This is a genomic window from Pseudomonas sp. WS 5051, from assembly GCF_012985715.1.
GTDB classification, from domain to species: Bacteria; Pseudomonadota; Gammaproteobacteria; order Pseudomonadales; family Pseudomonadaceae; genus Aquipseudomonas; species Aquipseudomonas bubulae.
In genome coordinates, this window is record NZ_JAAQWV010000004.1 from 139,466 (window position 1) to 152,889 (window position 13,424).

The window sequence follows — 13,424 nt, forward strand, 5'->3', positions numbered from 1 at the left end:
TCGGCACTACAAGGATTCGCACACCCTGCAAGCCTTCCATATGGCCATTTGCCAAAGTTGGAAGGTTTCTTGCAGTGGCAGGCTCCACGGCGCATATGGCGTCAAAAGTTTGCTAAAGGTTTGCCGCAATGTCATTGGATCGCTCTCAGTTAATCAACACCGCTCGCAGCGGTCTGGCCGGCCTGGGTCAGGGACAGTTGGGTGTGCCGCTGTTGTTGCTGGTGATGCTGGCAATGATGATGTTGCCGATCCCCGCCTTTTTGCTGGATGTGTTTTTTACCTTCAATATCGCGCTGTCCATCGTGGTGTTGCTGGTGTGCGTCTACGCCTTGCGGCCGCTGGATTTTGCCGTGTTCCCCACCATCCTGCTGGTGGCCACGCTGATGCGCCTGGCGCTCAACGTGGCCTCCACGCGGGTGGTGATGCTCCACGGTCAGGAGGGCCACGCCGCCGCGGGCAAGGTGATCCAGGCCTTCGGCGAGGTGGTGATCGGCGGCAACTACGTGGTGGGCATCGTGGTGTTTGCGATCCTGATGATCATCAACTTCGTGGTCGTGACCAAAGGCGCCGGGCGCATCTCGGAAGTGAGTGCGCGCTTCACCCTCGACGCCATGCCCGGCAAGCAGATGGCCATTGACGCCGACCTCAATGCCGGCCTTATCGACCAGAATCAGGCCAAGATGCGCCGTCAGGAAGTCGCCCAGGAAGCCGAGTTCTATGGCTCGATGGACGGTGCCAGCAAATTCGTGCGCGGTGATGCCATCGCCGGTCTGTTGATCCTGTTTATCAACCTGATCGGCGGCATGGCAGTTGGGATTTTCCAGCACGGCATGAGCTTCAGCGAAGCCGGCAAGGTGTACGCCTTGCTCACCATCGGTGACGGTTTGGTGGCGCAATTGCCGTCCCTGTTGCTGTCCACGGCTGCCGCGATCATGGTGACCCGTGCTTCGGGCTCCGAAGACATGGGCAAGCAGATCAACCGGCAGATGTTTACCTCACCCAAGGCGCTGGCTGTCTCGGCAGGCATCATGGCCATCATGGGCATCGTGCCCGGCATGCCGCATTTCTCCTTCCTGAGCCTGGCTGCAGTCGCCGGTGGTGCGGCGTACCTGATGTGGAAAAAACAGAACGTGGTCAAGGTCCAGGCCCTGGCAGAGGTCAAGCGCCAGCAGGAGCTGCTGCCTTCGCCAGCCCGCGCCCAGGAAACCAAGGAGCTGGGCTGGGATGACGTTACCCCCATCGACATGATCGGGCTTGAGGTCGGTTATCGCCTGATCCCGTTGGTGGATCGCAACCAGGGTGGCCAGTTACTGGCGCGGATCAAGGGGGTGCGCAAGAAGCTGTCCCAGGACCTGGGCTTTCTGATGCCCACCGTGCATATCCGTGACAATCTCGACCTGGCCCCCAGCGCCTATCGCCTGACCCTGATGGGAGTGATTCTGGCGGAGGCCGAAATCTATCCGGACCGCGAGATGGCGATCAATCCGGGGCAGGTATTTGGCACGCTTAACGGGATTACCACCAAAGACCCGGCCTTTGGTCTGGAAGCGGTGTGGATCGAGGTCAGCCAGCGCAGCCAGGCGCAGTCGCTGGGCTATACCGTAGTGGACGCCAGTACCGTAGTGGCAACGCACCTTAACCAGATCCTGTACAAACACTCCCATGAGTTGATTGGCCATGAAGAAGTTCAGCAGTTGATGCAGCTGCTGGCCAAGTCCTCGCCCAAACTGGCCGAAGAACTGGTGCCGGGGGTGTTGAGTCTGTCGCAATTGCTCAAGGTGCTGCAGGCCTTGTTGGCCGAACAGGTGCCAGTGCGGGATATCCGCAGTATTGCCGAAGCCGTCGCCAACAATGCTCATAAGAGTCAAGATACTGCCGCTTTGGTTGCCGCCGTACGCGTGGGCTTGTCTCGTGCCATCGTGCAAAGCATTGTAGGCGTTGACTCCGAGCTGCCTGTTATCACCCTGGAGCCCAGGTTGGAACAAATATTGCTCAATAGTTTGCAGAAGGCCGGACAAGGCCAGGAAGAGGGCGTTTTGCTGGAGCCCAGCATGGCAGAGAAGCTCCAGCGCTCGTTGATCGACGCTGCTCAGCGTCAGGAGATGCAAGGCAATCCGGTCATCTTGTTGGTGGCAGGCCCGGTACGCGCGATGCTGTCGCGCTTTGGCCGTCTGGCGGTGCCCAACCTGCATGTACTGGCTTACCAGGAAATCCCTGACAACAAGCAGGTCACGATCGTTGCGACAGTAGGCCCTAACGGCTGAGGGTTTGGTTTATGCAAGTGAAGCGATTTTTCGCCGCCGATATGCGTCAGGCCATGAAGCTGATTCGTGATGAGTTGGGGGCTGACGCCGCCATTATTGGCAACCGCCGGATTGCCGGGGGCGTTGAGTTGACCGCGGCCCTGGACTACAAGCTGTCCGCGCTGGCACCCCGGGTGCCGAACATTGAGCTGGAAGAAGAGCTGCGCAAGACCCAGTCGCGGATTGTTTCGGCCCAGGCCGAGTTGAGCTTGCGCGGTGAAGGCGAGGCCGGCGATAACCGCCAGCTGTTTGCCGGTTTGCCGCTCACGGCTGCCGAGCCATTGATTGAGCCGACCCTGGAAGAACCGCCGCGCCCTGCGCCGGCGCCCGCGGCACCGACGATCGATCAGCGTGCATTCGACAATATGCGCCATGAACTCAACGGTTTGCGCGAGTTGCTGGAAGTGCAACTGGGCTCGCTGGCCTGGAGCCAGTTGCAGGACGCCAAGCCCGCGCAGGCCAACTTGTGGCGCCGTTTGCAGCGCATCGGTTTGTCCGGGCCGTTGTCCCGTGATCTGCTGGCGCAGGTGGCCGGTATCGAAGAGCCACGCCAGGCGTGGCGGATGTTGCTGGCGCACCTGGCGCGGATGATTGCCACGCCGGAGCTGGAGCCGCTGGAAGAGGGTGGTGTAATCGCCATGGTGGGGCCCGCCGGGATGGGTAAAACCACCACCCTGGCCAAGCTGGCGGCCCGTTATGTGCTCAAGTACGGCGCGCAGAATATCGCCCTGGTGAGCATGGACAGTTTTCGTATTGGCGCCCAGGAACAACTCAAGACCCTGGGGCGCATCTTGAATGTGCCGGTAACCCATGTTGCCCCCGGCCAGTCGCTGGGCCAGACCCTTGAACCGCTGGTGCGCAAGCGCGTGGTGCTGGTCGATACCGCGGGCCTGCAAGCCAGCGACCCGGCGTTGCGCCTGCAGCTCGAAAGCCTGGCGGGGCGCGGAATCAAGGCCAGGAATTATCTGGTGTTGGCCACTACCAGCCAGAAGCAGGTGCTGACGGCCGCTTACCTCAGTTACAAGCGTTGCGGGCTGGCCGGTTGCATCCTCACCAAACTGGATGAAACCGCGAGCCTGGGCGAAGTGTTGAGCCTGGCGATCAGTCACGAGCTGCCGGTGGCTTACCTCACCGACGGCCCGCGGATCCCGGACGATCTTCATCTGCCGCGGCGTCACCAGCTGGTGAGCCGCGCAGTGAGTGTGCAAATGCAGGAAGAACCCAGCGAAGAGGCCATGGCCGATATGTTCGCTGATATCTACCACAGCCCACCCAAGCGGGTCGGCTGAGGTAGTCAAGATTACGTTGAAATGTACCTACATCGGCTGGTCTGAAGGTTTTGTTCCGCAGGGGAACGAGCAGCCAACGCATGTAGCCGCGTCTAAGTAAGACAAGGTAAAGAAAGATCATGGGCAGCATGCATCCCGTACAGGTGATCGCAGTGACCGGCGGCAAGGGTGGCGTCGGTAAAACTAACGTGTCAGTCAACTTGTCCATCGCATTGGCCGAGCTGGGCAGGCGCGTTCTGTTGATGGACGCGGACCTTGGGCTGGCGAACGTCGATGTTTTGCTGGGCTTGACCCCAAAATTCACCCTGGCCGATGTGGTCGAGGGGCGTTGCGAGCTGCGCGACGTATTGCTCCAGGGGCCCGGCGGGATCCGCATCGTGCCGGCGGCCTCGGGCACCCAGAGCATGGTGCACCTGAGCCCGGCGCAGCATGCCGGTCTGATCCAGGCCTTCAGCGACCTGGGCGACAACCTCGATGTGCTGGTGATCGACACCGCCGCCGGGATTGGCGAGTCGGTGGTCAGCTTTGTCCGCGCAGCCCAGGAAGTGCTGCTGGTGGTGTGCGACGAGCCGACCTCGATCACCGACGCCTATGCGTTGATCAAGTTGCTCAACCGCGATTACGGCATGAACCGCTTCCGCGTGCTGGCCAATATGGCGCAAAGCCCGCAGGAAGGGCGCAATCTGTTCGCCAAGCTGACCAAGGTTACCGACCGTTTCCTCGATGTGGCCCTGCAATATGTGGGCGCCGTGCCTTACGACGAATGCGTGCGCAAGGCCGTGCAAAAACAGCGCGCCGTCTACGAAGCGTTTCCGCGCTCCAAGTGCTCGCTGGCGTTCAAGGCCATCGCGCAAAAAGTTGACACCTGGCCGTTGCCAGCCAACCCGAGGGGGCATCTTGAGTTCTTTGTCGAACGCCTGGTGCAGCAGGCAGGGGGGCGCTTTTAATGACGGCCAGCGGTTATCGCATGTACAGCAAGTCATCCCGTGACAGCCAGTACGAGCTGATCGAGCGCTACGCGCCCCTGGTCAAGCGCATTGCCTACCACCTGCTGGCGCGTTTGCCGGCCAGCGTGCAGGTGGATGACCTGATCCAGGCCGGGATGATCGGCCTGCTCGAAGTTTCGGGCAAATACGACGCCAGCAAGGGCGCGAGTTTCGAGACCTATGCCGGCATCCGTATCCGTGGCGCGATGCTCGATGAAGTGCGCAAGGGCGACTGGGCACCGCGTTCGGTACACCGCAATACCCGCATGGTCAGTGACGCCATTCGGGTAATTGAAGCAAAAACCGGTTGTGACGCTAAAGATCATGAAGTTGCGGCCGAACTCCAGTTAAGCCTTGATGATTATTACGCCATCTTGAATGACACCCTGGGCAGCCGCCTGTTCAGTTTAGACGATCTGTTGCAGGACGGCGAACACGAAGGGTTGCATGAAGATGGCGCGAGTGCCCACACGGAGCCGTCGCGCGACCTTGAAGATGAACGCTTTCAGGCCGCGCTGGCCGATGCGATCGCCCATTTGCCCGAGCGTGAACGGTTGGTGCTGGCGCTGTACTACGACGAAGAACTGAACCTCAAGGAAATCGGCGAAGTGCTGGGGGTCAGCGAGTCCCGGGTCAGCCAGCTGCACAGCCAGTGCGCGGCACGCTTGCGGGCTCGCCTGGGGCAGTGGCGCGCGCACTAGGGCCCTTGATACCTGTGGGAGCGGGCTTGCCCGCGATGGGATCGACACGGTGAATCAGACAGACCGCGTCGACCCCATCGCGGGCAAGCCCGCTCCCACAGTCGATTAGGCTTGTTTGAAAACGAATTGATTGAATGGCGTGCCCTGCACATGGGTGCGTTAAAGACTGCTTGGAGGTCGAATTGGACAAGAACATGAAAATCCTCATCGTTGATGACTTTTCAACGATGCGGCGGATCATTAAAAACCTGTTGCGTGACCTGGGGTTCACCAACACGGTCGAGGCGGACGACGGCACCACCGCGTTGCCGATCCTCAACCTGGGGCACATCGACTTTCTGGTGACGGACTGGAACATGCCGGGCATGACCGGCATCGAGTTGCTGCGCCATGTGCGTGCCGACGAAAAACTCAAGCACTTGCCGGTGCTGATGGTGACCGCCGAGGCCAAGCGCGAGCAGATTATCGAAGCGGCCCAGGCCGGTGTTAATGGATATGTAGTCAAGCCGTTCACCGCTATCGCACTCAAAGACAAAATCGAAAAGATCTTTGAACGCATCGGTTGAGCGGTTGCCTTGGGGGCACTATGGAGCATAAAGATTGCACACAGGCCGATTTTGAATCGACCCTGAAAAAACATGCCCACGAATTGGTCGAAAGCCTTGAACGAGGCCAGTTTGGCGATGCCGTGCAGTTGATTCACGAGCTCAACCAGACCCGTGACCGCGGGCTGTATCGTGAAGTCGGCAAGCTGACCCGCGAACTGCACAGCGCCATTGTCAATTTCCATATTAATCCAGGCATGCCGCAAGCCGAAGAGGTGTCGCAGATCACGGATGCCACCGAACGTTTGGCTTATGTTGTGAAACTCACGGAAGCGGCGGCCAACCGGACCATGGACCTGGTGGAAAACAGCACGCCACTGGTCAATGGCCTGGGTCAGGAAGCCAAAGAACTGAGCGCGGATTGGGGGCGTTTTATGCGCCGTGAAATCGGTGCCGAAGAGTTTCGCGAGCTGGCGCGTCGGATTGACAGTTTTTTGACGCTCAGCGAAACGCAAAACACCATCGTGTCCGCCAATCTGACTGATATTTTGCTGGCTCAGGATTTCCAGGACCTGACCGGTCAGGTGATCAAGCGGGTGACGCAACTGGTCACGGACGTGGAGAGCAATTTGCTCAAGCTGGTGCTGATGGCCAGCCAGGTCGATCGCTTTGCCGGGATCGAGCACGACCGCGATGCATTGCGCGCTGAAAATAATTTGCAAAAAAACCAGGCCAAGGGTGAAGGTCCGCAGATTCATGCCGATACACGTAATGACGTCGTATCCGGTCAGGATGATGTTGACGATTTGTTGTCCAGTCTGGGTTTTTAGGACTTGAAGAGGCGTGCGGGCGCTGTTGCCCGGCGTCGAAGAGCCTATTTCAAGGAGCACCTACATGAGCTTCGGCGCCGATGAAGAAATCCTTCAGGATTTCCTGGTTGAAGCCGGCGAAATTCTGGAGTTGTTGTCCGAACAACTGGTCGAGCTGGAAAGCCGACCGGATGATGCGGATCTGCTCAATGCCATTTTTCGCGGTTTTCACACTGTAAAAGGGGGCGCCGGCTTCCTGCAGCTCCATGAGTTGGTGGAGTGCTGTCACATCGCCGAAAACGTCTTCGACATCCTGCGCAAGGGTGAGCGCAGCGTTGATGCGGAACTGATGGATGTGGTGCTTGAGGCCCTGGATGCGGTCAATGGCATGTTCAGCGAAGTGCGTGAGCGCAGCCCGATCACTGCCGCGACTCCCGAGTTGCTGGCGGCCCTGGCGCGCCTGGCCGAGCCTGCTGCTGTGCAAGCAGCGGTTGTTGCAGTGCCTGAACCGGTGGTTGAAGCCCCGGTGACCGATATCACCGACAGCGAGTTCGAGCAGTTGCTCGATTCCCTCGATGCGGTCAAGGCGGCCGCGGCCGAGCCTGAGGCGGTGGCCACAACACAAAGCACGACCAGCGACGAAATAAGCGACGCCGAGTTTGAATTGCTGCTCGACCCATTGCACGGCAAGGGCCAGTTTTCGATGGAAGCGGCGGTGGCCACTGTGGCCGACGAAGCGCCCGCCGTGGCCGCCGAAGTCAGCAATGAAATCACCGACGATGAATTCGAAGCCCTGCTTGATCAATTGCATGGCAAGGGTTCGTTCAATACCGATGGGCTGGACACCGCGACCGCGGCACCTGCCGAGCCTGCGGTCACTGCCGTGGTGCCTGCGGGCGACCCTGACCTGATCAGCGATCACGAATTTGAAGCCTTGCTCGACCAGATGCACGGCAAAGGCAAATTCAGCGCCGACTCGGCAGCCGTGGTGGCTGCAGTTGCCCCGGCCAAGCCGGTAGCGGCGGCACGACCGGGCCCGGCCCGTGGCGCGGCTGCGCCTGCAGAAAAACCGGTGGCCAGCGAGGCTGAAACCACCGTGCGCGTCGATACCGCGCGGCTCGATGACATCATGAATATGGTCGGCGAGCTGGTGCTCGTGCGTAACCGTCTGGTGCGCCTGGGCCTGAACAGTCATGACGAGGAGATGGCCAAGGCGCTGTCCAACCTCGACGTGGTCACCGCCGACCTGCAAACCGCGGTGATGAAAACGCGGATGCAGCCGATCAAGAAAGTTTTCGGCCGCTTCCCGCGCCTGGTACGGGACCTGGCACGGCAGCTGAAAAAAGAAATCAGCCTGGAGCTGGTGGGCGAAGAGACCGACCTGGACAAAAACCTCGTCGAGGCCCTGGCCGACCCGCTGGTCCACCTGGTGCGCAACGCCGTCGACCACGGCTGCGAAACCCCTGAAGAGCGCGCCGCCGCCGGCAAGCCGAGCTGTGGTCGGGTGATTTTGTCGGCCGAGCAGGAGGGCGACCATATCCTGCTGTCGATCTCTGACGATGGCAAAGGCATGGACGCCAATTTCCTGCGTTCCCTGGCGGTGAAAAAAGGCTTGATGGACAAGGATGCGGCCGATCGCCTGAGCGAAAACGACTGCTACAACCTGATCTTTGCCCCGGGTTTTTCGACCAAGACCGAAATCAGCGATGTGTCCGGGCGTGGCGTGGGCATGGACGTGGTGAAAACCAAGATCGCCCAGCTCAATGGCTCGCTGAGCATCGAGTCGGCTCTGGGCCGGGGTTCGAAAATCGTCATCAAGGTGCCCCTGACCCTGGCCATTATGCCGACCCTGATGGTGATGCTGGGCAATCAGGCGTTTGCTTTCCCGCTGGTCAACGTCAACGAAATATTCCACCTCGACCTGTCGCGCACCAATGTGGTCGACGGTCAGGAAGTGGTGATCGTGCGCGACAAGGCGCTGCCGCTGTTCTACCTCAAGCGCTGGCTGGTGGCATCTGCTGCCCACGAAGAGCAGCGCGAAGGGCATGTGGTGATTCTGTCGATCGGCACCCAGCGCATCGGTTTTGTGGTCGATCAACTGGTCGGCCAGGAAGAAGTGGTGATTAAGCCTTTGGGCAAGATGCTCCAGGGCACGCCAGGCATGTCGGGTGCCACCATCACCGGTGATGGTCGTATTGCCTTGATTCTGGATGTTCCGAGCATGCTCAAGCATTACGCATCACGGCGTATTTGATTCTGGTGCCTCGGGGCTCGTGCCCCGTACCGCCTAACGGAGTGTTTATGGTAGTCAAGGTCCTGGTGGTGGATGATTCCGGTTTTTTCCGCCGTCGTGTCTCGGAAATTCTGTCGGCTGACCCGACGATTCAAGTGATCGGCACCGCCACCAACGGCAAGGAAGCGATTGATCAGGCGCTGGCGCTCAAGCCGGACGTGATCACCATGGATTACGAGATGCCGATGATGGATGGCATCACTGCCGTGCGCCATATCATGCAGCGCTGCCCGACCCCGGTGTTGATGTTCTCCTCACTGACCCACGAGGGTGCCCGCGTGACCCTCGATGCGCTGGACGCCGGGGCGGTGGATTTTCTGCCGAAAAACTTTGAAGACATCTCGCGTAACCCCGAGAAGGTCAAACAGATGCTGTGTGAAAAAGTACACAGCATCTCGCGCAGCAACAGGCGCATGTCCAGCTACAGCGCACCTGTACCGGCGGCGGCCCCGACCCCGACCCCGACCCCTGCGCCCCGGCCCGGGCTGGGCGGTTTCGTGGCCCCGGCCGCGGTGGCCGCGCCGGTACGCACCACACCGATTGCCAGCCGTGGTGGCCCTGTGCCAACCCCGGCGGCTGCCGCACCCAAGCGCAAGGCTTACAAACTGGTGGCTATCGGCACCTCAACCGGTGGGCCGGTGGCCTTGCAACGGGTACTGACGCAGTTGCCGGGCAATTTCCCGGCGCCGATCGTGCTTGTGCAGCATATGCCGGCCGCGTTCACCAAAGCGTTTGCCGAGCGGCTGGACAAGCTTTGCCGCATCAGTGTCAAGGAAGCCGAGGACGGCGATATCCTGCGCCCCGGTCTGGCCTTGCTGGCACCTGGCGGCAAGCAAATGATGATCGACGGCCGTGGAGCCGTACGCATCCTGCCGGGCGATGAGCGCCTCAACTACAAACCGTGCGTGGATATCACCTTCGGCTCGGCGGCCAAATCCTTTGGTGACAAAGTTTTGGCGGTGGTATTGACCGGCATGGGCGCGGACGGCCGCGAAGGCGCGCGCATGCTCAAACAGGGCGGCAGCCAGGTATGGGCCCAGGACGAAGCCAGTTGCGTGATTTACGGCATGCCCATGGCCATCATCAAAGCCGGCCTGGCCGATGCGGTGTACAGCCTCGATGACATTGGCCGGCATCTGGCCGAGGCTTGCCACTGATGGATGTGCTCAGCCTGATTGGCATCATCATGGCGTTTGTCGCGATTATCGGCGGCAACTACCTGGAGGGTGGCCATCTGGGCGCTCTGGCCAATGGCCCGGCGGCGTTGATCGTGCTGGGCGGCACTGTGGGCGCGGCATTGCTGCAGTCGCCCATGAGTGCGTTCAAGCGCGCAATGCAGACCGTGGTGTGGATTCTGTTTCCGCCACGTATCGACATGACGGGCGGTATCGACCGTGTCGTCAACTGGAGCCTTACGGCCCGCAAGGAAGGCTTGCTCGGCCTGGAGGGCATGGCCGATACCGAGCCCGACAGCTATTCGCGCAAGGGCCTGCAATTGCTGGTCGACGGAGTAGAGCCGGAAACCATTCGCAGCGTGCTGGAAGTCGACTACATGACCCAGGAAAGCCGCGATATCGAGGCCGCCAAGGTGTTTGAGAGCATGGGCGGTTACGCCCCGACCATCGGCATTATTGGCGCGGTCATGGGCTTGATCCACGTTATGGGCAACCTGGCCGATCCAGGGCAACTGGGCAGTGGCATTGCGGTGGCGTTTGTCGCGACCATTTACGGGGTGGCCAGCGCCAACCTGGTGTTGCTGCCCATTGCCAGCAAGCTCAAGGCCATTGCCATGCGCCAGTCGCTGTACCGTGAGATGTTGCTCGAAGGCATCCTGTCGATTGCCGAGGGCGAGAACCCGCGCTCCATTGAACTCAAACTTCAAGGCTTTACAGGTTAACTATGAGCCGGCGCCGTCGCCACGCGGATGAACACGTCAATCACGAACGCTGGCTTGTGTCCTACGCGGACTTCATCACCTTGCTGTTTGCCTTTTTCGTCGTCATGTACTCGATTTCTTCAATCAATGAGGGCAAGTACCGAGTGATTTCCCAGGCGCTGGTCGGTGTGTTCAATGACACCGAGCGCAGCATCAAGCCGGTGCCCATCGGTGAAGAGCGTCCGCTGACCACCCAGCCTGCCGAACCCTTGATAAAAGACAGCGAAAATACTGACGCCGGTTTGGGGCAGCGCCCCGATGACCCGCTCAAGACCATTGCCAATGACATCACCCATGCCTTTGGTGATTTGATCGCGTCCAAACAATTGACGGTGCGCGGCAATGAGCTGTGGGTCGAGATCGAACTCAACTCCAGCCTGCTGTTCGGCAGCGGTGATGCGATGCCCAGCAATGCAGCTTTCGAGATTATCGACAAAGTGGCCGCAGTACTCAAACCCTTTGAAAACCCGATACATGTCGAAGGGTTTACTGACGACCTGCCGATCCGGACCGCGCAGTACCCGACCAACTGGGAATTGTCATCGGCGCGCTCGGCAAGCATCGTGCGCATGCTCGCCATGCAGGGGGTCAGCCCCGGGCGCATGGCCTCGGTGGGCTACGGCGAGTTTCAGCCGGTGGCCAACAACGCTACGCCAGAGGGGCGCGCGCTCAATCGCCGGGTAGTGCTGGTGGTGTCGCGCAACCTTGAGGTACGCCGCAGCCTGACTGGCACGGGCAGCGCCCATGCAACACCGGATGCCGCCTTGAAGCGGGCTGGCACACAAACTGCACCGCCACAGACACAGCCACTGGTTCGCGGGAATGCCGTCAATTCCCCGTCGCCAACCCTATAAATCTCGGCCGGCACGCATGCAGCCGGGAGGAACAACTGAATGAGAGTCTGGGCAGTAGCCAATCAAAAAGGTGGGGTCGGCAAGACCACCACATCCATCGCCCTGGCCGGTTTGCTGGCAGAGGCGGGCAAGCGCGTGGTGGTGGTCGATCTTGACCCGCACGGCTCCATGACCAGCTACTTCGGTTATGACCCCGATGGTCTGGAACACAGTGTCTACGACCTGTTTCTGCATCAGGGCCAGGTGCCTGAGGGCCTGGCCGCGCAATTGCTGTTGCCCACCAGCCACGAGAAAATTTCCTTGCTGCCGGCCACCACGGCCCTGGCGACCCTCGAGCGTCAGGCTCCGGGGCAAAGCGGCCTGGGCCTTGTGATTGCCCGCAGCCTGGCGCAACTGTGGCAGGACTATGACTACGCGATCATCGACAGCCCGCCGATTCTGGGTGTGTTGATGGTCAACGCGCTGGCGGCCAGCCAGCAGTTGATCATCCCGGTGCAAACCGAGCATCTGGCGCTCAAGGGCCTGGAGCGCATGGTGCATACCCTGCGCATGATCAACCGCTCGCGCCCCCAGGAGCTGCCGTTCTGTATCGTGCCGACGTTGTTCGACCGTCGTACCCAGGCGTCGATGAGTACCTTGCGAGTATTGCGCGATGTGTACCCCGAGACCCTGTGGCAGGGTTTTATCCCGGTCGATACTCGTTTGCGCGATGCCAGCCGTGCCGGGCAGACGCCTTCGCAGTTCGATGAGAAAACCCGTGGAGTGATCGCCTACCGTGCGTTGCTCAAGCACGTCCTCACCCGCCAGCTTGCACCGCAGGTGGCGTGAAGTGGGCGGGCATTCAAGTATCGGTCGGGTCTGGCCGATAACGACTACAGGTCTCTGTCGCGAGGCTGATGAGTGGGGCACTTTATGACGCAGCCAGTAGCACTTTCCAACCGCTCGCAAGTGGCCTTGCAGTCGTACCTCGACGACTTGCTGTTTGATGCAACCCAGGCGCTGGAAGCGGCTGAACCCGCACCCGCGCAGACGGAGGCGGAACCTGCCGCCGCGCAACCCATTGAAGCGCCGTTGGCGATGCCGGTGGAGCTGTCTGAGGTCGGTGTGCCTGCCGAGGCGCTGGCCCATCCGCTGGTTGAAGTGCATCGGCCCAGTGCCCCCGGGGCGCATTTGCCGGTTCCCGATGATGGTCGCCCGGCCTGGGCTGCCGAACCTTTCGAGTGCCTGCTGTTCGACGTGGCGGGGTTGACCCTGGCGGTGCCATTGGTGTGCCTGGGCTCGATCTACTCACTGGCCGGGCGTGAACTCACTCCGCTGTTTGGCCAGCCAGACTGGTTTCTGGGGATCCTGCCCAGCCAGAGCGGCAAGCTCAACGTGCTCGATACCGCGCGCTGGGTGATGCCTGAACGCTATCGCGATGATTTGCGCGAAGGGCTGCAATACGTGATTTCCGTACAGGGCTACGAATGGGGGCTGGCGGTGCATCAGGTCAGCCGTTCGTTGCGCCTGCACCCCAACGAAATCAAATGGCGTTCACAGCGCGGGCAACGGCCGTGGCTGGCGGGCACGGTGATTGAACACATGTGCGCATTGCTGGATGTGGAGCAACTGGCGGCATTGATCGCCAAGGGCAAGTCATAACAATAATCGTGGTCGATTCACCTGCGAGGGCGGATCGCCAGTTATCAGAATCGAGCAGTATTTCAGT

12 protein-coding genes are annotated in these 13,424 nt (G+C 60.5%); all 12 read left to right on the forward strand.

Annotated features, from left to right (window positions below):
• Positions 1-134: 134 nt before the first annotated feature.
• The 12 genes from flhA (at position 135) to HBN79_RS07815 (ending at position 13,357) form a co-directional block, all read left to right on the forward strand.
• Positions 135-2,264, forward strand: coding sequence for a flagellar biosynthesis protein FlhA (gene flhA / locus HBN79_RS07760; protein ID WP_095002707.1), 2,130 nt, complete (start codon positions 135-137; stop codon positions 2,262-2,264).
• An 11-nt stretch (positions 2,265-2,275) separates the two neighbouring features.
• Complete coding sequence (gene flhF, locus HBN79_RS07765) at positions 2,276-3,592, forward strand: flagellar biosynthesis protein FlhF (RefSeq protein WP_095002596.1); 1,317 nt, start codon at positions 2,276-2,278, stop codon at positions 3,590-3,592.
• Between the two features lie 119 nt (positions 3,593-3,711).
• The gene (fleN, locus tag HBN79_RS07770) at positions 3,712-4,539 is read left to right on the forward strand and encodes a flagellar synthesis regulator FleN (RefSeq protein WP_016781547.1); all 828 of its coding nucleotides are present in this window, start codon (positions 3,712-3,714) and stop codon (positions 4,537-4,539) included.
• A complete protein-coding gene (gene fliA, locus HBN79_RS07775) occupies positions 4,539-5,279 on the forward strand; it encodes an RNA polymerase sigma factor FliA (RefSeq protein WP_169916513.1) in 741 nt (246 codons plus the stop codon). Before fleN ends, fliA begins: the two co-directional genes overlap by 1 nt.
• 194 nt (positions 5,280-5,473) lie before the next feature.
• Positions 5,474-5,845 (forward strand): chemotaxis response regulator CheY, encoded by a 372-nt coding sequence (locus HBN79_RS07780; protein WP_162939305.1) that lies wholly within the window; start codon positions 5,474-5,476, stop codon positions 5,843-5,845.
• Positions 5,846-5,865: 20 nt separating this feature from the next.
• Positions 5,866-6,654: a protein phosphatase CheZ gene (locus HBN79_RS07785; RefSeq protein ID WP_169916514.1), complete on the forward strand. Its 789-nt coding sequence runs from the start codon at positions 5,866-5,868 to the stop codon at positions 6,652-6,654.
• 64 nt (positions 6,655-6,718) lie between these two features.
• Positions 6,719-8,887, forward strand: a complete 2,169-nt coding sequence (locus tag HBN79_RS07790; protein ID WP_169916515.1) for a chemotaxis protein CheA — start codon at positions 6,719-6,721, stop codon at positions 8,885-8,887.
• Positions 8,888-8,934: 47 nt separating this feature from the next.
• The gene (locus HBN79_RS07795; RefSeq protein WP_169916516.1) at positions 8,935-10,083 is read left to right on the forward strand and encodes a chemotaxis response regulator protein-glutamate methylesterase; all 1,149 of its coding nucleotides are present in this window, start codon (positions 8,935-8,937) and stop codon (positions 10,081-10,083) included.
• The gene (locus tag HBN79_RS07800) at positions 10,083-10,823 is read left to right on the forward strand and encodes a flagellar motor protein (protein WP_095002088.1); all 741 of its coding nucleotides are present in this window, start codon (positions 10,083-10,085) and stop codon (positions 10,821-10,823) included. The genes HBN79_RS07795 and HBN79_RS07800 overlap by 1 nt, the downstream gene beginning before the upstream one ends.
• Positions 10,824-10,825: 2 nt before the next feature.
• On the forward strand, positions 10,826-11,716 hold the full coding sequence (motD, locus tag HBN79_RS07805; RefSeq protein WP_095002087.1) for a flagellar motor protein MotD: 891 nt from the start codon (positions 10,826-10,828) through the stop codon (positions 11,714-11,716).
• 39 nt (positions 11,717-11,755) lie between these two features.
• Positions 11,756-12,544 (forward strand): ParA family protein, encoded by a 789-nt coding sequence (locus HBN79_RS07810; RefSeq protein WP_095002086.1) that lies wholly within the window; start codon positions 11,756-11,758, stop codon positions 12,542-12,544.
• A gap of 84 nt (positions 12,545-12,628) precedes the next feature.
• Positions 12,629-13,357, forward strand: coding sequence for a CheW domain-containing protein (locus HBN79_RS07815; protein ID WP_095002085.1), 729 nt, complete (start codon positions 12,629-12,631; stop codon positions 13,355-13,357).
• Positions 13,358-13,424: the final 67 nt, after the last annotated feature.